This is a genomic window from Rothia sp. 27098_8_29, assembly GCF_041432785.1.
GTDB lineage: Bacteria > Actinomycetota > Actinomycetes > Actinomycetales > Micrococcaceae > Rothia > Rothia mucilaginosa.
In genome coordinates this window covers 666,867-692,405 of the sequence record NZ_JAPWAI010000001.1, presented here as the reverse complement: position 1 = coordinate 692,405, position 25,539 = coordinate 666,867, and the positions used below count along the sequence as shown (strand labels likewise).

The following is a 25,539-nucleotide window of genomic DNA, read 5'->3' as shown; positions in this document are numbered from 1 at the left end:
CCGCCCCGCTTTCGTATGTTTTTGTGCCGCGGCGTTCCGGCGCAGCAATATAACCCGGCACAGCAACAGCCCCGCTCCTCGGCAACTAGGAAAACCAAGGATGCGGGGCTGTGCAATACTATCTAGCGCACCGCCTCTAGGAGGTGGAACGCTCACGCAGACGCTCGTGAACCTCGCTCACAAAGCGGTTCTGATCATCGCGAGCATAATGCACGACCTCACCGATGACGGTAATAGCCGGCGCCCTAACCGATGCGCAATCTGCCTGAGCGTTCTCAAGGGTCGTGACAGTCACGCGCTCCTTCTCAGAGAAACCGTTCTCAATGGTTGCCAGCGGCGTGTCAGCCTCAATCCCACGAGAGAGCAGAGACGCCACCGTATCGGGCAGGGTACGAACGCCCATCAGCAGCACCACGGTGCCCTGGGCGCGCAGGGTCGCCTCAACCGCCGACACTTCGGTCTCCGACAGGCCGGAGTGACCAGAAATGACGGTGAAAATCGAGGATACCTTACGCAGGGTCACCGGAATCGCCGCACGCGCAGGGACCGCGATGGCGCTGGTAATGCCGGGGATAACCTCAGCCTCCAGGCCTGCGGCGATGCACGCATCCAGCTCTTCAGCACCGCGACCGTACACGTACGGGTCGCCACCCTTCAAACGCACCACGGTCTTACCCGAAAGCGCGTAATCAATCATGAGCTGCTGAATGCGGGACTGCGGAACAGCGTGCTTACCGGGAACCTTGCCCACATCAACAATGAGGGCGTTCGGCGCGTACTCACCGTACTCCTGCGGGGCGAGGTGATCCAGAAGAACCACGTCCGCCTCACTCAGGGCACGTGCCGCACGCAGGGTCAGCAGGTCAGCGGCACCGGGGCCGCCACCCACAATGTAGACCTTGCCGGGGTTCTCAGCAGGCTCGCCGGGCAGAAGGATGCCGCGTTCCGTCACGCTATCGTCCAGGGTGTGCCCGGGCGCCCCGCCCGCGAGGATTTCGTCAATAGTGGCGAACTCGCGGGGCGGGAACGGAGGAATCTTCGGGCACATACTACGCTGCCGGGACCGGGTTGAGGTCACTGGGCTTGCCCACGGGAATCTTGGCACCGGTCAGCAGGACGGTGTTGGACTCGCCAGCTTCTGCCGCCGCAATTTCCTCGGGGGTTGCGGGGCGAATCTGCTCGCGCTCCAGCACGTACAGGTGCGAACCCTCGTCGCTGCCGTTGGGCTCGTTGATGAAGGCACGGAAGCGGCGCAGGCGGCGCTCGTCGCGCAGGGTTGCCGCCCACTCGTCCTCGTAGGAGTCAACGTGACGCTGCATGTCGCGCTCCAGGTCCTCGCACACGCCCAGGGAGTCCTCAATGAGGACGGACTGCAGGTGTGCCAGACCGTCGCCGTGCTCCTCATCCAGATCCTCGAGCCAGCGAGCGGTACGCTGCAGCTTGTCTGCGGTACGGATGTAGTACATCAGGTAGCGGTCAATGTAGCGGATGATGTCCTCGCTGGAGGCGTCCTTGACGAAGAGGCGACCGTGAGCGGGGTTCGCACCACCGTTACCACCCAAGTACAGGTTCCAGCCGTTGGTGGTTGCAATCAGACCAACGTCCTTGCCCTGTGCCTCAGCACATTCACGGTTACAACCGGAAACACCGAACTTGAACTTGTGCGGGGAACGCAGACCGCGGTAACGGTTCTCGAGCTTGACTGCCATACCGGTCGAGTCCTGAACACCGAAGCGGCACCAGGTCGAACCCATGCAGGACTTCACGTTACGCAGGGACTTACCGTATGCCTGACCGGATTCGAAGCCAGCATCCACCAGACGCTCCCAAATGTAGGGCAGCTGCTCCAGGCGAGCACCGAACATACCGATACGCTGTGCACCGGTGATCTTCACGTACAGACCGAACTCTTCAGCGACCTCTGCGATGACACCCAGCTTCTTAGCGGGAATCTCACCTGCGGGAATACGCGGAACGACGGAGTAGGTACCGTTCTTCTGCATGTTCGCCAGCGCACGGTCGTTGGTCTCCTGAATACCACCGCGGCCTGCGTCCAGGACGTAGGAGTTGCGGAAGGAGGAGAGAATCGACGCAACGGTCGGCTTACAGATAGCACAGCCGTCGCCACCGCGACCGAAGCGTGCCAGCACGGAGTCGAAGTCGTCCAGGCTGGTCAGGCGCACAGCCTCAGCCAGCTCAGCACGGGAGAAGTCGAAGTGCTCACACAGTGCCTTGGAGACGGTCAGACCCATCTTCTTCATCTGCTGTTCCAAAGTCTTCTGCAGCATCGGAACACAGGAACCACACTGGGTACCCGCGGTGGTGCAGGACTTCAGGGACGCAACATCGTGGTTGCCGTCAACGATTGCCTCGCGGACAGCACCGAAGCTGATGTTGTTGCAGGAACACAGGATTGCGTCGTCGGGCAGTTCGGTGTCGGGGATGCCGTCGCCGCCGCCAGCTGCGGTCAGGTAAACGTTCGGCTCAGCGGGCAGCTCGCGGCCAAGCAGGGGCTTGAGGGAGTCGAAGGGAGCGGTGTCACCGACGAACACGCCACCGAGCAGGGTCTTTGCGTCGCCGCTGGTCACGATCTTCTGGTACATGCCGCGTGCGGGGTCTGCGAACAGAACCTCGAGGCAACCCTCGGTGGTGCCGCGGCGGTCACCGAAGCCAGCGACCTGAACGCCAGAGAACTTCAGCTTGGTTGCGATGTCGAACTCTTCAACCTGAGCTTCTTCGTTGTCGTTGAGCAGGTTAGCTGCAACAGCGTCAGCCATAGCGTTAGCCGGTGCGACCAGACCCCAGGTGCGGCCCAGCACGCAGGCGACCTCACCGATAGCCCAAATGTGCTCGTCGGAGGAGTGGCATGCGTCGTTGACGAGAATACCGCCGCGCTCGCCCAGTGCCAGGTCGGCGTCGCGTGCCAGCTCGTCGTTGGGGCGAATACCGGCACCGAAGACCACCATGTCGGCGGGCAGGGTGCGGATTTCTGCATCCTCAGAGGGAGAATCTGCGATGGAGACGGAGACGACGTTGCCGTCAGCATCCTTGTTGATGCCGGAGATGTACACGCCGGTCTCAATCTCAATGCCGGTTGCCTTAATCTGGGCGTTCACGGCGTAACCGCCACCCTGGTCAACCTCAACGGAGAGCAGCCAGGGTGCCACGTCCAGAATGGTGGGCTCTGCGCCCAGGTCCTTCAGACCCTCAGCTGCTTCGAGGCCGAGCAGACCGCCACCGACGACGATACCGCGGGGTGCGCGGCCCAGGGTGGACTGCAGACGGTTGACCTCGGAGACCATGTTCTTCACGTCGTCAATGGTGCGGAAGACGTGTGCGGCATCCGAGTTAAGAATGGGGATACGAACCGCGCGAGAACCGGTCGCGAAGACCAGCACGTCGTAGGGGTACTCGTTGCCCTCGGTGTCGGTGACGACGCGGCGGGTGCGGTCAAGCTTCTCTGCGTGGCAGTTGTTGACCAGGTTGATGTTCTCTGCATTCCACAGTTCGGGGTCACCGAGGGTCAGGTCCTTCTCGGTGTCCTTGAAAATCTTCTCGATAGCAACGCGGTCGTAGGGGATGTAGGGCTCATCGTTGAGGACGGTGATGGTGTCCGCTGCGCGACCGGCAGCTTCAGCGCCTTCGTGGTACGCGCGTACAAAACGCCACGCAGCGGGGCCTGCGCCGACAACGAGAATGTTGCGGGGGGTGTGCGACATGGATTTTCCTTCCTAGTTGTAATGCAGGTAGTTCATGGCACTTATCTACCCTCAGTGTGCGGCTGGATCGTGCCCGGTATTGGAACTCCTAGTTTCCGTACCGTTGGGCTCGTACCTGATGCGTACCGAGTAGTTGGAGCGCCCGCTTCTTTAGAATGCATCTGAAAATTACGAAACATTTTTGTGTGGGATTATGTTGTTTTCTTCAGGCAGTCAAAAGGCGTTTTAAACTACGACTTTTATCGTACACTCTAGCGCGGGGTCGCAGCATCGAAAATCCGTATTTTTTGGGAAAATTTTCCAAAAAATCCGCGGAATACCGGGCTGGAATAGGGTATTCTTACCTTATCTAAACCTAATTTAGGTAAGGCTAATCTATGAAATTTGAGAGCATCTTTTAGGGTAAAAATAACCTTTAGCACCCTCCGCGCGCCCCATTTCCAAATGTGGGTTTCATAAGGTAAACTCCAAACAAAGAACACACGAACCGCTATTGTGTCCTGCACCCCGCGCGGCGCAGACCACCACTTCGAAAGGAAACCCCCATGGCTGAGAACTGGGTACGCATCTGCGCCGAATCTGACCTCGAAGAAAACTGGGGCGAAGTCGCCCTGGTCGACGGCTACCAGTACGCCATCTACAAGACCAAGCACGGCATCTACGCTAGCGACCACCTCGACCCGCACAGCCAGGCACTGGTCCTCGCACGCGGCATCGTCGGTGAGAAGAACGGCAACCCCACCATCACCTCCCCCCTCTACAAGGAGGTCTACGACCTGACCACCGGTGAGTGCGTCTCCGACCCCTCCTACTCCATCAAGGTCTACCCCGTAGAGGTCCGCGACGGCGACGTCTACCTCAAGACTGCCTAAGCACTCAGCTACTTCAGCTACATACAAAAAACCTCGGGAGAATCACCTCCCGAGGTTTTTTGTATGGATTTTCAGAAGCCCCTCATCAGGTGAGTGAACAGCGAGCGCACTAGCCTGATTTTAAGTCATCTAGGCGGCATCCAGCTGGGCAATAGCGGCATCCATGCGGTCAATAAAGCACTCCGCCACCACGGCAGCAGAAGCACCACCCTGCGCGTTCACCAGCGGCGCGGCAACCTTCACCGGCACACCGGTCGACTCAGCATCACGGCGCATCTTACCGGAGAAGAAACCATCCGCCAGCAGGTAAGTCGCGGCAAACTTAGGCTGATGTTCGGCAACGACCTCGTGGAACTTTGGATCGATAGCGGCAATAAAGCCGTGATGTACCGGAGCGTTCAGCTCGTCAGCCAGCAGCTCAGCGGCACGCTCCATATCGGCACGACCATCGGCGCGGGAAGAACCAGCGGCACCCTGCACCACAGGGCCGTCGCCGGGAGTCCAACCAGCCTCTTCCAGGCGGGCGCGGGTCAGAGCGGCAAGACGTGCATCCGGTCCCAGAGACTCGCCAATACTAATACGCTCAATACCGCTATTGCGTGCGGCACGACGCAAATCCACCTGAGTGTGGAAGCCGGTCGACAGCAGAATCGGCACGATCACGCAGGGCTCATCATTGGGCAGAGAGGCTGCGGCATCATCAACGCTGGGAGATTCCACATCCACATATGCGGCGTGGACACGGTACTCCACACCGTCATTACGCTGGGCAAGCAGGAACTTGATCTGCTCACGAATCAGCGTGATAGCTTCACGACCGGCGACCGAGTCAGTGCCGTGCGAAGTTGCGATTACATTCAGAATAGTCATATTTCCATTGTATGAAAGGAACACCCCGCTCCCCCACTCATGAACACGAGTGGCGAAGCGGGGTGTTGCACGAAGGCTAAATTTTAGCTCTTGCGGCGGCGAGCCACGACCAGTGCGGTACCCGCAGCCAGGGTGATAGCACCAGCTGCTGCGGCGAACATAGCGCCGGATGCGCCGGTCTGTGCCAGCTTGGAGGAGGAGCTACCGGAGGTCGAGGAACCACCTGCGGAAGAACCACCGTTAGAGGAACCGCCATTGGAGCCGCTCACACCCAAGTTGTCGGAGGCACCGGAACCAGCATCAGAACCGCCGTTGGAGCCACCCTTGTGGCCGGCTGCGTTCTGGTCTGCAGTGCTGCTCTCAGAAGCGGAAGCGCTCGCGGATGCAGACTCGCTTGCGGACATACTCGAAGAAGCAGACGCACTAGCCGATGCAGTCACCGATGCGCTGCTGGAGCTGCTTGCGGAGCTCGACGCGCTCACAGACGCGCTCGAAGAAGCAGACGCGCTAGCGGACGCCGATGCAGACGCGCTCACCGAGGGGGTCACGGCGGGAACGCTCGGAACTGCGGTCGGGGAAGCGCTCACCGATGCGCTCGGGGTTGCAGAAGCACTCGGGGCTACAGAAGGTGCCACGGATGCGGTCGGCAGAGACGGCGAGGTGGGCTCCTCCGAAGGCACTGCGGTGGGTTCTGCAGTCTTGGTGGGCTCAGCAGTCGGTTCTGCAGTCTTGGTGGGCTCAGCCGTTACCGAAGGCTCCACAGTGGGTTCTGCAGTTGCCGAGGGCTCTGCGGTCGCAGTGGGCTCAGCAGAAGGCGCGACGGTCGGTGCAACAGTCGGCTCAGCGGTGGGAGCAACAGTCGGCGCGACGGTAGGCTCAGCAGAGGGTGCCTCGGTGGGCGCGACAGTCGGCTCAGCAGACTTAGTGGGCTCGGGAGCCGGGGTCGGTGCCGAGTTCGCTGCCAGGCGGTTCAGCCACAGCTGATCCTCGTAGGTGTTCGGGTTCTCGAAGCTGGTCGGGTAGATAATATCGCCGTTGGGCAGTTCGAGAGCGTTGTAGCCGCCGCTCTTGTCGGTCTTGCGCATCGAGGAGAGCACCACCTCGTTCACCTTGTTCAGGGTCTCATCCATGAACACCAGGCGGGAGCCGGATGCGTCCACCACAACCACGTTACCCGCGCGGGTCAGGAACATGGTGGCAACCTCGGTCTTCTCGAAGCCCTCAAGAGTTGCGGACTCGCGGACCACGCTGAAAGTGCCGTTCTCGTACTTGAGGATCTGCACCTTACCGCCGTACCAGTTGTTCCAACGGTAAATGTAGCCCTTGGGGCTGACCAGGGTCGAGGGCAGGGCGGTGTCGTAGCCTGCGGGTGAAGAGTTCGGCACCAGGGACACGCCGTTGCTGCTCATGTGCAGCAGGTGACCCTTCTGAACCACCTTTTCGCCGGCCGCATCGTAGATGGAAGTCGACGGCGCGTACACGAAGCTGCCGTCGGGCAGCGGTGCGAGGGTCACGGTGTTGTTGGAGAACGAGTCGCCGTAGTACTCGTCGAGCGAGTAGGCGTTCACAACCTGCGGGTCGATAGAGTCGGGCTTCGGCAGAGCCTGCGAGGTTGCCTTGCCGGATGCGTCAATGATGGTGAGCTTGCCGCCGCCCTGGCCGTCAATGCTGACGATACCCCAGGTGTTGTTGGCGGGGTTGTAGCCGATTGCCTTGACGGTGGTGGTGCCGAGGTCTGCGTTGGAGTAGGTGCCGGAGGAGACGAGCTTACCTTCAGCGGTTACGGTGTACAGCTCGGGCTTGTTGGTCTCGCTGTTGATGACGAGCATGCGGTTGCCGTCAGCATCCACCGCGAAAACGCCCTTGTTGGCCTTCAGTACGCCGGTGTCGGTCATCTTCAGGTTGGAGCTGGTCAGCACGGTGTAGGTGGTGTCGCCGCCGAAGCTCGGGGGTGCCACGTGCACGATGTGGTTCTGGCCCAGACGTGCGGTGTTCTGGGGCAGGTTCACGCCCGCACCGGTGTTGTAAGACTCAGCGACGCTGTAGGCGCTCTTGGGGGTGCTAGCTGCGCTGCCGGTGTAGGAGATGCTCAGCGGGTCGAGGCTGGCGCCTTCGTTGTAGAAGTCGGAGAAGGCGTGGTTACCGTCGGCGGTCAGATTCGCGGAGACGCCGCTGATGCTGACCACGCCGTCCTTCTCGCTCTGCTTGGCGGTGCCGGTGCTCAGGGTCGCCATCTTGACTTCCATGGGGCCCTCGAACTTGCCGGAGGCGTAGTTCTTGGTGCGCACGGTCATGTAGAGGGAGCCGGTGCCGTCAGCAAGGTTCAGTTCCACGCGGGGGTTGGAGAAGGTGAGGTTCAGGGCGCAACCGGTTTCGGGGTCCTGGCCTTCGGCGCAGTGGCCGGTGAACCAGAGGCGGCCGGCAGCCTGCAGGGTGACCTGCTTACCGTCTTCAGAGACGGTGGTGGAGGTCGGGGTGAAGGTGAACTGCTTTGCAGCTGCGTCCCAGGCTGCGCCGTCGGTCATTTCGCGGGGCATACCGTTGTAGGACAGGAAGGAGGCGCGCACGCCCCAGCCGAAGGACGCGCCTGCAGTTGCCTGGTCGCCTGCTGCGACGTTCTGTGCGGCAACGTTCTGGGCAGCGATATTAATGTTCTCGGCGAGAACGGGTGCCAAGGGCAGGGCGACAGCGCCAGCGACGGCGAGGGCGCAGGCTCCCTTGGAGAGGCGGGTGCCAGATGTGAAAATCTTCATTGGTGTGTATCCATACTATCGACACTGTTAGGACAGGCTTACTATATCTATAGTGTGAGAATTTCTCAAGATACATACCAAGTGAACCGTTTTATGACAAAGCGCCTCACAGCACACTGACAGGGCAATACACCCACCCCACGCCAGCACACCTCAGCAGTCAACAGAGGCCGCCACTACCCCAACCCCTACGCGACTAATCCTTCTTCGAAGCGTGCATACGTGACATACCCAAAGCACCCAGAATCAGACCGCCACCCAGGGTCACCAAAATCGGCAGAAGCGGCGAGCTCTTATCCATGGTGCGGGTAATCTGCGCCTCCGTTGCCTTCACACCATTCGGCGATCCAGAATCAGTACGAACCTGAGAGGAAGAACCGTTCAGAATCGCGGCACGGCGAGACTGAGCCGCCGAATCGGTACCCGAAGGTAGGTTAGAATCGGGGGTCGCGACCCGAACAGGCTGCGCCTCCTCAGTGCGGTACCCCAGAGCCGAGGAAGACTCGGTAGCGGAACCACCCGAGGGGCGCGGAATAGAAATCGTGGCGTCATTAGTACCCGGAGCCATGGCGGTATCAGCCTGAATACCGCGGGTCTTAGACTTAGAACCCGCAGCGGGTGCCTTCGCGCCGGATGCGTTCGCAGTCTCAGAGGCAGTCGAAGGAGAGGCGGAAGAAGCCGCAACCGGCTTCCCCTCACTCTTAGACGAAGGACCGGACGATGATCCGCCACCCTCAGAGGATGCCTGAGTCACCGTAAAACGCACCGTATTGAGCTGAAGGTTACCGTCACCGGCAGCATCAAAAGCCGCCACCAGGTACGTCTTACCAATCTGTAAGGACGCACCGGGCACACCAATCACCGCTTCGAAAGCGCCCGCAGAAATCGATTCCGGACTAACGTGCACAATGGCGAGCGCGTCACCCACGGTGTTGCCGTTGGAGTCGATTTCCATGACGATCAGGTCGTAACCCTTGTCATTCTGGGGGAAGTTCGTGGCACGGACCGTAACAGGCTTCGTATCATCCCGAGAGTCACCCTGCGAGTCCTGAATGGACAGGTACGCCTTGCCCTTGCGCTGATTCATCGGGTCATACACGCTATTGTCTTCGGAGATAACGTACTGGCCAGAATCCTTGTTCTGCGGGTTGTCTACGGTACGGCGGACCGTGTCAGTAGCGGTAGGCGAAGGCAGGCTCACTGCCCCGGGGCTGGGGGTGGCAGTCTCTTCGGGGGCTCCTCCCTCTTCACGCTCAATGTCGACCGGCGGCTGGGTGGGCTTTACCTTACCGTTGCGCGGGTCAGCAGCCTGGACCAGGCGGTTCCCCTGCTCGGTCACAAAAAATTCGTAGGAGGCGCCGTGGACCGTATCCGCCAGAACGATCACGTACACGACGTTCGAGCCCGTTGCCGGGCTCATCAGGAGGTTCAGCTCCCCTTCCTTGGTTCCTTCAGAGAGGGCCGGGTTCTCCAGAATGGAGCCACCGTACTCACCGGAAGGGGTGTAGAAGTTCACGTCAACTAGAACGCTGGAGGCCTCCAAATCTTCGGGGAAGCCTGTCCAGCGTAGCAGGTAACCATCATCCTTGAGCTGCGCCTTCATGGTGATTGTGGAGGCGGCACCCTGAACCTCCGGGTTCTGTTCAGTTTGATGCGGGGTCGCGTCCAGGGCCGTAGTTTTTTGCACGGCAGAGTGCGTCGTGACGGGCGCTTCCGTTGCGACAGAGGGTACAACAAGCCCGCACTGAAGCCCCGCAACCAAAATAGTTGCGGTGACAATACGGTGCTTCGCTGAATAAATACTCATGCAATGCGTCTTTTCATGGTGGAAATGTGCGTGCTACTGCCCGTTCCTCATGTGCCGCGCGGACCCCCGAGTGCGCCATGCACCCGGATTCGTCGTACCACACTCCGCTTCATATTTCAGGTGAAGAAGACCTGACAACAGCTCGCATTTATTTATCGGTTATTTCAACCCTATCACGAACCTTAAGGTTCATTCACGCGAGGGTAGAGTTTTTTTTGAACACCCTGAATGCACGACTCGCCCCCTGGAATCTGCACCAACAGATAGCGGGGGTGAGTGTTCCTCATGAAACAACGAATATACTATGCGATGCCGTCAAAAAGCACGGATTAGGGGCGTTAGCCGCCGAGGACTCCCCTGCGGTGAGCCAGCCACGCGGCACCAACCACCAGCGCCAAACCGGTGCCTCCAAGAGCCCAGAAAGCTACACCGTGCTGCGCGACCTCTTCACTAGCGGGAGACTCCGCCGAAGCTGCAGCCTTCACGCCATCCTGACGCTCAGCATTCGCTGTGGAGTGCACCTGAGTGGTATTCGAGTTCACCGTAGCTGAACGATTATTAGACTCCGAATGAACCACGGAAGGGAAACTCTTATTGCCATTACCAGAAGCTGCCGACGCTGCCTTTTCTTCATCCGTCAAAGCATCCAGCTTCGCGGTAGCAGCGATAGATGCCGGATCAGAACCCGAACTGTACGCCGAAATCTGATTGGTGCGAGTCGGCTCAAAAGCCGAACGCGGAGCCATCGTACGTGCCTGAGCCAAAGCCTGCAGAGCCTGACGCTGACGCTCAGCCTTCGCTTCCTTTGCCTTGGACATGGCGCTCACCGCATCCAGAGTGGAGCGGGGTGCGCTCGCGGCAGACTGACCCGAGCCCGACTGGGTGTCATCAGAACGAGTCGAGACGGCGCTAGTAGCAGCCGAGGGGCTACCCTGAGTGCTACCGGTCGCCTCGGCCGCATTGGCGCTGGGCGCGAGCGATGCGCTTGCATCCTGGCGGGACAGCTCATCCTTCGTCAAGGAGGTTGAGTTGCCGGTCGCCTCACCACTGACCTTGAATCGCACCGAGACAACTTCTTCCGCGTACTCAGTATCGTCCGCATGCACCAGGTAGGCGGTGTACACCGAGCCGGTCTTCAGCAGAGAGCCGGGCATGCCGACCTCTTCCTTGAACGCGCCATTCACAATGCGATCAGAGCTGATGTGTGTAATGGACAGCGCATCACCCTTATGGTTGCCACTCATATCGGTTTCAACCACGATTAGGTCGTAGCCAGCCGCATTCGCGGGCAGACGCGCTGCACTGATAGTCACCGGCTTGGTTTCCTTATCAGAGCGAACCTCAGCATAGGCGACCTTCAGTTCCGCAACACTCAGGGTCTGAGTATCGCGAGAAGAGGTCGATCCGCCGGGGACCTGCTCCAGCTTCTGCGTGTGGGTTTCGAGGTTCGGGTTTTCAGCAGACTCGGAAGGCACCTCAGTCTTAACCTTATCCTTGCTACCCTTCTGATCTGCAGCCTGCTGGTTCTTCTGCTCCTCTTCACGGAGCTTTTCCATCGTCTTTAGCTCGTCAATGGTCGGCACCTGGTGGGCGTTTTCCTTCTTGTCCACCATCACCTCGTCAGAGTCATCCTCAATCGGGATAGCGTGCGTAACGAGGGAACCCTCAGAAATCATGAATTCGCCATAGCCCGCGTCGGAGGTCGTCAGGTCCATGACGCTCATGGAGTAGTAGCCCTCCTGGGGCATCTGCGGCATCTCAAAGGTGACGAGCATCGAGCCGTCGTCCGCACGCTCAACCTGCATTGCGGAGGGCTCGTAAGTGTCAGACCCAAGCAACGTGCCAGTGGCGTCGTAGTACTGCATTACCAGGTACACCCTAGAGGCATCGCCCACGTAGCCACCCTCATAGAGGGGCGCGAGCTTAATGGTTGCCTGACCGTCCTTGATGGACTGAATCTGAATCTCAATAGTGTCGACCTCAATTTCGAGGTCTTCATAGGGGCAGTTCGAGGCAAATTCGCTACTAATCAAAGATGCCAAGCAGTCATTTACGTTAATTGCTTCAGCCTCAGTTGCAGAGGCGCCAGGAAGTACAAAAGCGCTTGCACCTAAAGCGGCTGCAAGCGAAAGAGCATGAATGCGTTTCGGAAGTCGAGTGATAGTCATGTGCGCCATTTCGATCGATGTAGGCGCAAAGCCTGGACTAGGGAAGGCTCACCACAAGCCCGGTGTTTCTATCCAAGTATTTGCGCACCAGTACGTCGGTTACACCCTAGCCTAACACGGATATTGCACTTAATGTTGCATTGCATTCACGTGCTAAAACTTTATGTCGCAATAATTACCGAAATAAAAGGGAATTAATTACTTTACTGAGATATAAATAACGCAAAATTCGAATGTCAAAATATATTCTCTAAAGTGCACCAAAAAAAGATTTTTACACCGCCCCAAGGCGCACCAGACCACCGCGCAATAGAGTCAAACATCCGGGCACGCAGAAGGCGCCCCACCGAACACGCACCCACACGGCACGCACCCGACAGAGCGCCTCCCACTCAACAGCTCCCCTACAGAGAGCCACGCCTCACAGCGCTAGGCAACAAATAGCTGAACTACTCAGCACCCAGCTCCTCAGCACCCTCAAGGCGGCGACGATACACATTAACCGCAACAGCAGTACCCACAAAGGCAACCGAACCCAGCAGAGCAATACTCAGCGGCAAGGTACCCTCCGGCAGCGGGCCATTATCCTGAGCGCTCGCCTCCAGCTTCGAACCGGCAGAATCACCGCGCGACTTCGAGCTACGCGTATAGAAACTACCCGAACCTGCAGCACCCACATTCTCCTGAGGCGAAGCAACAGTCACCGTCTCCCCCTCAGCAGACTGGTAACCCAACAGGTTCACCACGGTACGCCCCGGCAACATCACCGCATAACCAGACATCACCATCGTCGAAGGAACCACCGCAGTCTCAGCCACAGAACTACGAGCCTGCGCGGTAATCGCACGCGCCGACTGCTGCGTCTGCACAATATAGCCCAGAGCGCTATCCACCGACGGGATCTTAGCAACAGAATCAGTCACCAAATCTTGAGCATCCGCAGAGGCATCTGAAGAATCCACAGTGCTCACGCGACCCGAAGGGGCCGATGGGCTCACACGCTGATTCGCATCAGAAATCATCGGAATCTGCGGGTGAACAACAGTATTCGTAGGCTTCGGAGCCGGATCAACAGGAACCGCACGCTGAATCACGCTCACACCAAAAGCACTGGTCGCCATGAGCCGCAGCTCCTCAGTGGAGTTACCACCCACCACAACCACACGGTAGCGCTTACCCGCATTCAAAGAGGTACCGGGAACCTTCAAATCAGCAGAGAAAGAAGCATCAGTCACCTGCTGAGGGCTCACATGCGTGGTCGCCAGCGGCGAACCCACGGCACCGCCGTCAGCAGGCATTTCAAAGACCATCACGTCATAGCCCAGGCCACTCTCCGCCACGTTCCTAGCGCGCACGCTAATCGGTTGCAGCTCATCCGATCCGCGCAGCTCTGCGGTAGAAATTTCCAGGGTCGCCTCACGGGTCTCCGCGGGAGCCCGATCGGAGCGGGAGTGCACCAGCAGACGATCCTCGGTCACCTCAGCGGGTGCCGCATCATCGGTAGAAGAACTCGCCGAAGCGGACGCACTCGCGGACGCGCTCGCCGAGGCGCTAGCAGATGCACTCGCAGAAGGACGAGCCGAAACTTTCTGCGATGCAGACGGCGCTTCAGAAGGTGCCGGGGCGACCGTCGGGCGCGGGCTATCCTTCGCGCCGCTCGGGGATGCGCTGGGGCTCAGGGACACCTCGGGGGCAGGATTCGCCTCCACGCGGTTAGCACGGGGAACACCGGGGGTGTCCGGGAAGAAAATGTTCTGGCTGCTAGCCATAATCTCGTCGACTGTTACACCGTACTCGGGCATAAACTCAACGGAGACAGTCTCGCCGTTGCTCAGATTCTCAATTTCCACCATGTACGGCTGCTCAACGTTGAGGCGCTGGTGGATGCTCAGCTCAATATTGCCTTCTTCATTCTTTGAGGCAGTCATCTGGGCTGCGGGTACGGTCATGGTCGCCACAACGCCATCTTCAACGGAGATGGCGGACAGGCGAACCCTCAGATTCTCCAAAGAGGTTACACCGGTCAACGACAGCAGGGTGTAGTCATTGCTCTGAGCAACCAGGTCCAAGGTAATGTCGTGGCTAACCACATCGGCGGCAACGGCGATGGGAAGTTCAGGCTTCGGGGTCTGCTGAGTCTGCGCGTGAGCGGCAGAGGCAAAGGTGGCGGGGGCCAGAGTTGCAGGCGCGACGGAGCCACCCAAACCGAGGGCGGCAGACGCTACTAGCGCCGCGCCGCGAGCAGTTCGCTGCGTGGAAAACATGGTCACCTATTTTCGTGAGTGAGTGTAATGAATCGTCATGTGACACCTGTACCCAAAGGTCGGAAGTAGGCACAGAATAACGGTTCTCTGATATCGGTGACCGGAGGCGCTTCACAGCGACTCCTCACCTCGGGTGAACGAGGTGGTAAAGAGTGATAGTACCGTCTATGACAGCACTCTAAATTATAGGTATAACCTTAGAAAAAGTTAAAGATGTAGGGACGCCCGAATCTTGCATTTCGGACGTCCCTACATCTATATGCGTATTTTGCCTAGTGGGGCAATAATTGACCCGTTTTAGCGGCGAGAACTGAGCTGCATCTCACTACGGCGACGGCGGCTCAAACGCATACCGGCAAGCAGTGACAGCGATCCAGCGGCACTAATGACCAACATATTGGAGGCGCCAGTAGCCGCCAACTGCTCACGCTTCTGCTGGGCACCGGAGGCAACCTTCTGGGAGCCAGATGCCTGTGCTTCGACCTTCTGCGCGTTGCCCTTCTGCGCTTCAGTCTTCTGCACAGAGGTATTCTGTGCAGAAACATTCTGCGCGGGAGCACCCTGAACACCAGCCGGAGCGTCCTTCTTCTGCTCAGCACCGCTCTCCCCCGCCTTCTGCTCGGTAACAGAAGCCTGATCAGCCGCAGGCTCAGTAGGCACCGAAGCATCGACCGCGGGAGTCTCGACAGCGGGCGCATCCTGCTCAGGGGTAGTGGGCAGGCTATCCACGCTATCGCGCTCGACGGTAAAGCCGCCATTGACCATGCGCACAGTACCCTGCTCATCCTCCGCCACAGCACTCACACGATAGGTGGCACCGGACTTGAGCTCCGAGCCGGGAATCTGCACCTGTGCGGTGAAAGCACCGGAGTCGTCAATCTCAGAGACGTCAGCCGACGCAATCACGCCGCCGGTAGCCACTCCGTATTCATCGATAGCGCTAACCATCAGGTGCACCGAGCTGACGCCGGTGAAGCCCTCTCCACGCAGGGTCAGGGTCTTTGCGGAATCGTTTTCGGGAACTACGGTTTCTTCTACGTGCAGGCGGGCGGTCATCACGGGGCTAGCGGTGTCGTTGGTCTGTTCTTCGGTAGTGTCTTCTTTGGTGGTGTCATGGACGCGGTCAAAGAGGGTGTTACGCGGCAGGTCGTAGTGGCGGCGCGGATCATCCTCGGGCAGCACGTGGTCGAACTGCTCGGCAGTATTCGAGGAGGCCACCTGCTCGGACTGAACACCCTGAGTCGGCTGGGTAGCCTGCTCGGGCTGCGCTTCCTCTGCAGACTGCTTCTTCTTGAACTGTGCCTGCTCCGCCATTGCACGCTCAGCGGTGGCAACCGGAGCGGAGCCATTCTGTACATTCCAACCATTCATGAAGGGAACCTCAACTTCCTGGGCGGTGTAACCATTAGCTGCAGAGGGAGCCACCTCAACGCTCAGCACGTAACGCAGATTCTCGTGGACGTTCTGAACTTCTTCCAGCATGGATCCGGGCACCTCAATGCCATCCAGGAGGGTACCGTTCACAACGTCGGCGCGCGCGGGAGAAACAGCCAGCAGCATGCGGTTACCCTGGCTATCCAAGGCGTAGACGTAGGTCATCACTTCAAATGCCTGCGCTTCACCCAGGCCGGTGACCTTGTAAACCACCAGGTTCTTCTCCTGTGGAATTTCCATCTGGCCCGAGAGAATCTGAGCATTCAGCGGCTCATCCTGAGTATTTGCGGGCAGCAGCTCCAGCGGTGCAGAGGAGTTGTAGGAGGGATCCTCCGTCGCGTAGCCCTTGGCAGGGTCAACCACGGCAGTTGCGACGACGTACTGCTGGTTGGGGTCGAGGGTACCTGCAGGCAGGGTCAACTGGGTGCTGAAACGGCCACCGTCCACATCGAGTTCGGGCACGAGGGTCATCGTCACTGCAGAGCCGCGGCCCAGTGCGTAGAGGGGGTACTGGCGGTATTCGCTCACGTACACTGCCACACCGTAACGTTCAACGGCACCGCCGGTAAAGCCTTCACCGGTGACGGTGATGCTCTGGGAACGTGCCGGGTTAATGACGACGCCCTGCTCGACGTACACCTGCGGGGAGGTTTGGGTGGCAACGTTTTCGATGGGGGTTGCGTTTGTTGCGGAGGGGGGATTGTCGGGTTCTACCGCAGTCGATGAAGCAATTCCGCCGGTATTTTGCACCTGCACATCTGCGTGCGCAGTACCAACACCGGTAACGGACAGGACGGATGCAGCAATAGCGGCTGTTGCTCGGGTTTTTGAGTGAGCGGGTTCGGGCATGGAACACACCTTTTCTGTGAGTGTGAACGATACCCTCCGGAGGGTGCCACGGATTGAAGATGGTTGGGTACCTCTTCGGGAATGAACGCTATAACGCACGGACTAGTCATAACATTCATGTAATGGTGGAAGTTGCCGCGAAGGGAATCGCTCTATTTATCGGTAATTCCACACTAACAATACTTTTTAGGTTATTGCTGTAAATACGCTTTACGTCCTGACTATTTTCTTGTGCAATAACCCACATGGAATATTTTTTACTCTCCGGAACAGTATCAAGAGCATTCAAATTGCATGGACTAGGCGAAATTTTTCAACTCTCCCTTGAGGTTCAAGGTTTTATTGCATGCATATGCAGTTTTAATGGATTTGAGATAAAAATAATTCTGCACATTCATGCATTTAATTTATTTCTTTTAAGTGAAAAAATGCAGGTCACAGCGCCTTTTCCCGCACATTGATTAAAAGCGTGCGTACCAATAACCACGCACAAAATAAGTTGACAAAATCATTCCGCTACACCACCCCACCCCAGCACCCTCAGTAATAAACTCCCTATGAATCGGTAATACGAACGACTCTCTTGCCGCGCGTATGGCCAGCCTTCAAATCGCGGTATGCTGCACGGACGCCCTCAATCGTGAACCCGTACACGCGATCCAGCCGAATTGACACCTTTCCCTCGGTAACCAGCTCGGCTAGGGCTTCAAAATCCCCGTGTTCCGAGTGGCGGGGGCCCGTAAACTGCGCTCCCCTGATCATGACCTTGGGCGAGGGAACGAGAGTTCCAATGTCTTTACCCTTCAGACCCAGCGAGAATGCCAAGCTGACGTAGTCGCCACCATAGCAGTCCAGGAACTTCGTCACGCGGCCCTCAGCAGCCTTGAGCACACGCTCCCTAACGCCCTCACCGTAGGCAACCGGAACAGCACCCAGTGACCTAACAAATTCGGCATTCACAGCCCCCGCGATTCCGACGACCCGTGCGCCACGAGCCACCGCATACTGCACAGCGGTGGACCCAATTCCGCCCGAGGCTGCAGAAATGACCACAGTATCGCCCGCACCCACGCCAATATGGCGGAAGGCTCCTCCCACGGTCAAGGCCGCGACACCCATTGCAGCGGCATGGTCAAAATCAATGGAGGCGGGCTTAAGCGCAATATCACCGGTATTCACGCAAATTTCCGTAGCCAGAGATCCCCGCTTAGTACCCAGACCGGGGGCGCTAACAATGGTTCCGAAGACCTCGTCACCCACATGGTAACCCGATACGCCGGGCCCCACTTCGAGCACCGTACCGGAGAAATCACGCCCTACTCCACGAGGGAACTGCGATTTCTTTGATTCAAACCAACGGCGGGGGTTCCTGATTTTCATGGCGCGCGAGAGCATCCTGAGCTGCGGAGAGCCCTCAAAGATCTTATAGTCCACAGGATTCAGGCCGACCGCACGCACCGCAATCTTTACCTGCCCCTCTTCGGGGTTCTCCCCCGGTACGTTCGCGAGCTTCAGATTCTCCACGGGCCCAAAGCAGTCATACTGCACCGCCTGCACGCTCATCGTTTCTCGTTCCTTTCTTCCCGATTCGGGACTCCAAAACTCACAGGCTCAGGAAACCCGCAACAAACAAATCTGCACCGGCTTGTCCAACTATCGCGATTGTTATGTTTCGCAAAATACCGCTTTGCACGTTGTTCCCACTGTTCTGAACACACAGAAACGCCCTCGCGGTCTCCAGGAATATTTTAATCCCAAGGAAACCACGAGAGCGTTTCATAAGACTCTATGTGAAAGGATAAACCTTAGAGGCTGCGGCGGCGCAGGAGCATCAGTGCGGCACCAGCAATCAGAGCTGCGGCACCAACGCCAGCGATACCTGCAACACCCTCAGCACCAGTGTGAGCCAGCTGCTGCTTCGAAGAGGAAGAAGAGGTCGAAGACGAACCCTGGTAACCGGAGGTACTCAGGCCGTGACCCTTCGACGAGGTAGCAGCAGATGCGTTGCCAACCTTAGCCTTGGGTGCCTGAGAAGAAGGCATGCGGGTCTCGGTTACGACAACCGAACCATCTTCGCGCATCTCAGCGGTGAAGACGCTGGTGGTGCCGTCGCCGTTATCACGAACGGTGGTGTTGTCACCCTCGGTAGCTGCCGGTAGGGTGGGCGCCGGGTGGTCTGCATCGCTCACAACAGCAGTGGTTACTGCTACCTGGTGTACCAGACCGTTGGGGTCGCTGGTTGCCACCATTGCGTAGGCGTAACCGGGCTGCAGGCGCTCGGACAGGATGCTGACCTTCGCACGGAAGGTACCCTCCATGATTTCGGAAGCAGGCACATCGTAGGTTGCCAGAGCCTCGCCGGTGATGTTGCCGTCAGCATCCAGGCGGTAGATGTTAATCTGAACGCCCTGAGCAACAGACTCGTGGGTGAAGCCGGAACCATTGATAGTCAGAACGTTGTACTGGTCGTTCGGATTCAGGGATGCATCCTCGGTGGTGAGGGTTGCGTTCTCGGGTGCTGCGGGAGCCTCAGGAGCGGGGGTCTCGTCAGCCTTGGGGGTCTCAGCCTTGGGTGCCTCCGGAGCAGGAGTTTCTTCCTTGGGGGCCTCGGTCTTGGGAGCCTCGGGTGCCGGGGTCTCGTCAGCCTTCGGGGTCTCGGGCGTCGGGGTTACGGGAGCGGGAGTCTCGTCAGCCTTGGGGGTCTCAGTCTTGGGAGAGGTGGACTCAGTGACCTTGAAGGAGGAGAGAGCCACAAGCTTCTGCTCGGGCTGACCCTGCGGGTTGCTGACAGCAACCAGAGCGTAGGATGCGCCGGCGGGCAGCTTGCTTGCCTCAACAGTGAAGGCGGTCTTGAAGGAGCCGTCCTGAATCTGGTCTGCAGACACGGAAACGGTTGCGATAGCATCGCCGGTGACCTGGTTGTTTGCATCCAGTGCGTAGATGCTGACCTGAACGCCGGGGCCAACCTTCTCGCCATAGAAGCCGGTTGCAACAACGCTCACGGTGTTGAACTGTGCGTCACCGGGGAAATGAGCGTTCTCAATAACGACGGAGGGGTCAGCCTGCTTTGCCTCGGGGGCCGGGGTTGCAGGGGTGGTGGGCTCGGGGGCTGCCGGAGCAGTGGGGGCAGGAGTCTCAGCCTTGGGAGCCTCGGTTGCCGGAGCAGTGGGGGCAGGAGTCTCTGCCTTGGGGGTTTCAGCCTTGGGAGCTTCGGTTGCTTCAGCCTTAGGAGTCTCTGCCTTGGGGGTCTCTGCCTTAGGTGCCTCGGTAGCCGGAGCAGTGGGGGCAGGAGTCTCTGCCTTGGGAGCCTCGGTTGCTTCAGCCTTAGGAGCCTCAGCCTTGGGGGTTTCAGCCTTAGGAGCCTCGGTAGCCTCAGCCTTAGGGGCCTCGGTCTTAGGAGCTTCAGCCTTAGGAGCCTGGGTTGCCTCAGCCTTAGGGGCCTCGGCTACATTGCCACCAGGCAGGGAAGAAGTCTGCGCAGTTGCCTTCTGATCGACAACCTGCTGCTGCTGATCAGCGGGTGCTTCTGCCGCGAAGGTTGCCGGGATTGCTGCCACGGAACCAGCCGTAAAGGCTGCCGCTGCTGCGATCTTGTAAACGCGACGGGTAGTCTTCGACATTTTTCCTCGATCTCTGATTATCGGTGTTGAGCCTACCGTAGTACGCCTCCGTCTTTGAAGGTGCAGTAGGCCCATACATGGGTGTGACTGCTAAAAGGCTAGCATTTGCCCCTGGAGGTTTAGCCCGCTTACCACCGCCTTTGCGCAACTGTAATGAAATCGTTATAAAACCACCCCTTAAGTTGAAGTTTAATGCAGACCAATTCAGGGATTTTGCGCCCATCTAGTGACACACGAGGGCATATAACCCTATCTTTTGATTGCGTTTGAAGAAAATATAGGGTGTTCCATAGGTGATTTCGACTCACCATTTTCATCTAAGTGAACCTTAAAGTCTCACGTACCACTTTATAGTTCCCTCAAGTTCTCCTTCATACCTCGCCCCTGCCCTCCAGAACCCCTTAGGTACCCCCTGTATACCTTCTATATAGGGCCCCGAGAACACAGAGAAAGCCCCGCCCACATCCAACACACGAGGATGCAGGCGGGGCTATCAAAGCCTCGCTGAGGCTCAAGCGTCACGGCACGCCGCGAGCTTAGCCCTCCTTGCGAATCACCTTGAACTGACTCGGCTGGGCCACCGGGCGAATCGTAATACGGTCAAGGTTCACATGGTGCGGAACGTTCAACGCAAAGGTCACGGTCTGCGCCACGTCCTCTGCGGTCAGCGGCTTCTCAACGCCCGCGTAGACGCGCTCGGCTGCTTCCTTGGACCCCAGGCGGTTTAGAGAGAACTCTTCGGTGTGCACCATGCCCGGGCAAATCTCAATCACGCGAATATTATTCTCCGCTTCCTCCAGGCGAAGCGCCTCGGTCAGGCCGCGAGCGCCGAACTTCGCCGCGTTGTACCCGGCGCCTCCCTCATAGCCGTGCTCGGCAGCGGTGGAGGTCAGGTTCAGAATCGTACCGTAACCATTCTGGCGCAACGCCTCCGCGAAGGCACGCACCATGTGCAGAATACCGAGAACATTCATCTGATACATCTTCAGATAGTCATCAGGCTTACCCTCTGCAACCTTGTCCACACCGATAGCACCGCCAGCAATATTGACCAGGGCATCAATGGTGCCCTGCTCTTCCAGGATCTGCTCGGCTACGAACTGAACGGACTGCTCATCGGTCACATCGCAGGTCACCGGATGAGCGCCGGTCTCCGCATAAAGGGTGTAAAGACGGTCGGTACGACGAGCCAGAGCATAGACGGTCCAGCCACTTGCTACTAGCTGCTGTACGGTGGCTCGGCCAATACCGCTGGATGCGCCGGTCACCACGGCCACTTTGCCGTCACCGGTATGGGGCAGGAAAGGAGATGCAGGAATGTGGGTGTTCTCAGTCATACTTTAATCCTAGTAGAGTGATGCCCGCGGGTGCTCAGTTCGAGCAGACTCGCGGGCATATATTTTGAAATTTTCGATAGTGAGATAGGTACCCGCCGCCGTTCAGAACAAACGATACAGACACCATCACGCGTGCTACTTGCGGCGGCGCGGCAGACCCCAGCGGCTCCTGCCGCCGTCACGGAATCCGAGGCGATGCTCAAAGTACACGGGCGAGCTACTGCCGGTCTTAATCGTGTCCGGAGGGACCGTACCTTCACGCGCAGACAGCAGATAAAGAACCGCAGCGCCGGGCATGAACATAATCAGCGGTAGCACGAAACGCATACGCGCCTCACCATAGCCGCTACGCACCGTCAAATGCCAGACGCACAACGCAACCAGCACCAGGTGCAGTATCAGCAGAACAGTTTCAGACGTGCCCAAACCAAAAATACTCAGAGAACTCATTGGCAACTCCTCAAAGGTCGTGTACTTTCAGTCTACGCCGTGCCCGCGCCCCTGAGAAGGATTCGCCGACTGTTGATACTGCGGATTTTCGCGCCTACACTGCAGGTAACCGAGAGCGGCATATTAGGGGGCTCTCTCCCCATTTCCGTTTTTCACTGAGCTCACCACTGAATCGCCGATTACTCCTCATATTGGGAACCTCCACATGACAGCAATACCGCACCAGCGCATCACCTCTCTTAAAGAGCAGCGCCAAGCACTCCAGCAGCGGGCGCGCACTATCCGTGCCGCCACCGGAACCCCCTACAGTTCTGAGGTGCATCTGCTGCTCGGGCAGAGCTACCTCGACCCCGCCAGCTGGCAGGAAATCACCGCCTCCAGAGGGGTACGCGCCGCAGTACGCAGGGCACAATTTGTGCGCCGGTACCGGCACCTCCTGGCGCGTATAGAAGCCGCCATCGAGCGGTACGAACAGCACAGCGTAGCGCAGAATTCCCCTGGAGCTGAGAGAATGCCGTGAATATGAGAAAATAGCCGTTATGGCTGAAAACATTTTGGGCTCAGACTCGCCCGTACAGATTAACGTTCCCGACCGCCCCGCCCTCGAAGGCCTCGAAGAGAAGCTCTCGCAGCGCTGGGCCGACGAGAAGACCTACGCATTCGACGAGAACACCACTCGCGAACAGGTCTACTCCATTGACACCCCGCCGCCGACCGCATCCGGCTCCCTGCACGTGGGTCACATGTTCTCCTACACCCAGACCGACGTCATCGCACGCTACCAGCGCATGACCGGCAAGAACGTGTTCTACCCCCTCGGCTGGGATGACAACGGCCTGCCCACCGAACGCCGCGTTCAGAACTACTACGGCGTTCTCTGCGACCCCTCCGTGGCAGACAACGACTCCTTCCGCGACCTGATCACTTGGAAGGCAGACGGCACCCCCAAGCCCGACCGCAGCCAGGCAAAGTGGCCGCGCATTTCCCGCAACAACTTCATCGAACTCTGTGAAGAGCTCGCGGTTGAAGACGAGAAGGTCTTCGAAAACCTCTTCACCACCCTGGGTCTGTCCGTTGACTGGTCGCGCACCTACCGCACCATCGATGCACACTCCCGCAAGGTCTCCCAGCTCGCCTTCCTGAAGGACCTGGAAGCAGGCAACGCCTACATGGCTGAAGCACCGACCATGTGGGACGTCACCTTCCGCACCGCAGTGGCACAGGCTGAGCTGGAAGACAAGGAACGCCCCGGCGCGTACCACCGCATCAGCTTCCACCGCCCCAACGGCGAGAAGGTCTGGATTGAGACCACCCGCCCCGAGCTGCTGCCCTCCTGCGTGGCTCTCGTGGCGCACCCGGACGACGAGCGTTACAAGCCGCTGTTCGGCACCACCGTCACCTCCCCGCTGTTCGGCGTTGAGGTCGAAATCAAGGCGCACCCGCTGGCACAGCCTGACAAGGGTGCCGGTATCGCCATGATCTGTACCTTCGGTGACACCACCGACGTCACCTGGTGGCGTGAACTGCAGCTGGACACCCGTGCCCTCATCGGCCGCGACGGCCGCTTCTCCCGCGAAACCCCCGAGTGGATCACTTCCGCCGAGGGTCGCGAGCGCTACGAGCGTATGGCAGGCACCACCGTCTTCACCGCACAGAAGACCGTCGTGGAAATGCTGGTTGAGGCTGGCGAAATGGACGGCGACCCCAAGCCGATTACCCACCCCGTGAAGTTCTACGAGAAGGGCGACAAGCCCCTCGAAATCGTTGCTTCCCGCCAGTGGTACATCCGCAACGGTGGCCGTGACGCTGCGCGCCGCGAGAAGCTCATCGAGCGTGGCCGTGAGATGAACTGGTACCCCTCCTTCATGCGTAGCCGCTACGAGAACTGGGTTGAGGGTCTGAACGGCGACTGGCTGATTTCTCGCCAGCGTTTCTTCGGTGTTCCCTTCCCCGTCTGGTACCCGCTGGACGCTGAGGGCGAGCCGGACTACGAGAACCCGATTCTGCCTTCTGAGGACATGCTGCCGGTTGACCCCGCCTCTCAGGCTGCTCCCGGTTACACCGAGGATCAGCGCGGCGTAGCGGGCGGCTTCATCGCTGACCCGGACGTTCTGGACACCTGGGCTACCTCCTCCCTGACCCCGCAGATTGCGACCGGCTGGGGCGTGGACCCGGACCTGCACGCAAAGACCTTCCCCATGGATCTGCGCCCGCAGGGTCACGACATTATCCGTACCTGGCTGTTCTCCACCGCTGTTCGCGCGGAGACCCTGGCTTCCTCCGTGCCGTGGTACAACACCGCGCTCTCCGGCTGGATTCTCGACCCGGACCGCAAGAAGATGTCCAAGTCTAAGGGCAACGTTGTGGTCCCCAACGAGGTTCTGGAGAAGTACGGTTCGGACGCTGTGCGCTACTGGGCTGCTTCGGCTCGCCTGGGTGCTGACACCGCCTACGACGAAGGCCAGATGAAGATTGGCCGCCGCCTTGCCATCAAGCTGCTGAACGCGTCCAAGTTCGTGCTGAACCTGGGCGCTACCGAGAAGTCCGTGATTACTTCTCAGGCTCAGGGCCGCGTGCTCATCAACGCCCTGGACCGTTCCCTGCTGGCTCGCCTGGCGTACCTGATTGAGGAAGCAACCGCAACGTTCGAGAAGTACGAGTACGCTCGTGCCCTGCAGATTTGCGAGAGCTTCTTCTGGTCCTTCACCGACGACTTCGTTGAGCTGATCAAGGACCGTGCGTACGGTGCTCGCGGCGAGCAGGAGCAGGCTTCTGTTCTGGCCGCGCTGGCAACCACCCTGGATGCTCTGTTGCGCCTGTTCGCACCCTTCCTGCCGTTCGTGACCGAAGAGATTTGGTCCTGGTGGCGTGCAGGTAGCGTGCACCGCGCCGAGTGGCCGCAGGCACTGCCCATTCTGGAGGGTACCCTGCTGGCTGAGTACTCTGCACAGAACCCGACTGCTGGCATTTCTGCTCAGTGGGTCCTGGCGGACGCTGACCCGGCTCAGATTGAGTCGCTGAAGCAGATTCTGCCGGATGTTGCTGAGGCTCTGGGTGGTCTGCGTAAGGCTAAGAGCGACGCGAAGGTTAAGCAGCGCACCGAGGTTGAGTCCGCAACTATTGCGGCTCCCCAGGCTCAGCTGGATCGCATTGCTGCTGGCATGGCTGATTTGAAGGCTGCCGGTAACGCTCGTGAGCTGTCCCTGGTGGCGGCTGAGGGCGAGCTGGAGGTTCGCGACGTTGTGCTCGTTGTTGAAGAAGCAGCTGAGTAATCACGTCTTAGCGTTTATCGCTTGATTTTATGACGCCGCTTTGGTGTTGGTAACGGGGCGGTACTGGTTTTCAGTACCGCCCCGTTTTCTGTGCCTGCTGTTTGTTGCAGCTCGCCGGGTGTGA

Annotated in this window: 14 protein-coding genes; 2 read left to right on the top strand and 12 right to left on the bottom strand. The window is 58.9% G+C overall.

Annotation, left to right across the window (positions count from 1 at the left end; translation table 11 throughout):
* Nucleotides 1-136 precede the first annotated feature (136 nt).
* On the bottom strand, nt 137-1,048 hold the full coding sequence (gene cobA / locus O3649_RS02735) for a uroporphyrinogen-III C-methyltransferase (RefSeq protein ID WP_070629463.1): 912 nt from the start codon (nt 1,046-1,048) through the stop codon (nt 137-139).
* A gap of 1 nt (nt 1,049) precedes the next feature.
* Nucleotides 1,050-3,719: a nitrite reductase large subunit NirB gene (gene nirB / locus O3649_RS02730; protein ID WP_070629462.1), complete on the bottom strand. Its 2,670-nt coding sequence runs from the start codon at nt 3,717-3,719 to the stop codon at nt 1,050-1,052.
* 545 nt (nt 3,720-4,264) lie between these two features.
* Here nirB and nirD point away from each other — a divergent pair.
* Nucleotides 4,265-4,591, top strand: a complete 327-nt coding sequence (gene nirD / locus O3649_RS02725) for a nitrite reductase small subunit NirD (RefSeq protein ID WP_070615873.1) — start codon at nt 4,265-4,267, stop codon at nt 4,589-4,591.
* A gap of 129 nt (nt 4,592-4,720) precedes the next feature.
* Here the strand turns inward: nirD and O3649_RS02720 are convergent, their stop codons facing one another.
* The 10 genes from O3649_RS02720 to O3649_RS02675 all read right to left on the bottom strand — a co-directional run bounded on the left by O3649_RS02720 (nt 4,721) and on the right by O3649_RS02675 (nt 22,143).
* Nucleotides 4,721-5,461, bottom strand: a complete 741-nt coding sequence (locus tag O3649_RS02720; protein ID WP_246822811.1) for a sirohydrochlorin chelatase — start codon at nt 5,459-5,461, stop codon at nt 4,721-4,723.
* An 83-nt stretch (nt 5,462-5,544) separates the two neighbouring features.
* Complete coding sequence (locus O3649_RS02715; protein ID WP_371572635.1) at nt 5,545-8,214, bottom strand: HtaA domain-containing protein; 2,670 nt, start codon at nt 8,212-8,214, stop codon at nt 5,545-5,547.
* A 196-nt stretch (nt 8,215-8,410) separates the two neighbouring features.
* Nucleotides 8,411-9,901, bottom strand: coding sequence for an enoyl-CoA hydratase (locus O3649_RS02710; protein WP_246828191.1), 1,491 nt, complete (start codon nt 9,899-9,901; stop codon nt 8,411-8,413).
* Nucleotides 9,902-10,359: 458 nt separating this feature from the next.
* A complete protein-coding gene (locus tag O3649_RS02705; protein ID WP_246828192.1) occupies nt 10,360-12,063 on the bottom strand; it encodes a hypothetical protein in 1,704 nt (567 codons plus the stop codon).
* A 575-nt stretch (nt 12,064-12,638) separates the two neighbouring features.
* Complete coding sequence (locus O3649_RS02700; protein ID WP_371572632.1) at nt 12,639-14,453, bottom strand: propanediol dehydratase; 1,815 nt, start codon at nt 14,451-14,453, stop codon at nt 12,639-12,641.
* 297 nt (nt 14,454-14,750) lie between these two features.
* Nucleotides 14,751-16,736 carry an adhesin gene (locus tag O3649_RS02695; RefSeq protein ID WP_070687651.1) on the bottom strand — a complete coding sequence of 662 codons (1,986 nt, stop codon included), beginning with the start codon at nt 16,734-16,736 and terminating at the stop codon, nt 14,751-14,753.
* A 555-nt stretch (nt 16,737-17,291) separates the two neighbouring features.
* Nucleotides 17,292-18,299 (bottom strand): NADP-dependent oxidoreductase, encoded by a 1,008-nt coding sequence (locus O3649_RS02690; protein ID WP_371572630.1) that lies wholly within the window; start codon nt 18,297-18,299, stop codon nt 17,292-17,294.
* A 242-nt stretch (nt 18,300-18,541) separates the two neighbouring features.
* Nucleotides 18,542-20,356, bottom strand: coding sequence for an LPXTG cell wall anchor domain-containing protein (locus O3649_RS02685; protein ID WP_070687648.1), 1,815 nt, complete (start codon nt 20,354-20,356; stop codon nt 18,542-18,544).
* A gap of 536 nt (nt 20,357-20,892) precedes the next feature.
* Nucleotides 20,893-21,693, bottom strand: coding sequence for an SDR family oxidoreductase (locus tag O3649_RS02680; protein ID WP_102033712.1), 801 nt, complete (start codon nt 21,691-21,693; stop codon nt 20,893-20,895).
* Nucleotides 21,694-21,828: 135 nt separating this feature from the next.
* Nucleotides 21,829-22,143: a hypothetical protein gene (locus O3649_RS02675; protein WP_005508144.1), complete on the bottom strand. Its 315-nt coding sequence runs from the start codon at nt 22,141-22,143 to the stop codon at nt 21,829-21,831.
* A gap of 539 nt (nt 22,144-22,682) precedes the next feature.
* Between O3649_RS02675 and valS the strand changes: the two genes are divergently transcribed.
* A complete protein-coding gene (valS, locus tag O3649_RS02670) occupies nt 22,683-25,415 on the top strand; it encodes a valine--tRNA ligase (RefSeq protein WP_102033710.1) in 2,733 nt (910 codons plus the stop codon).
* Nucleotides 25,416-25,539 lie beyond the last annotated feature (124 nt).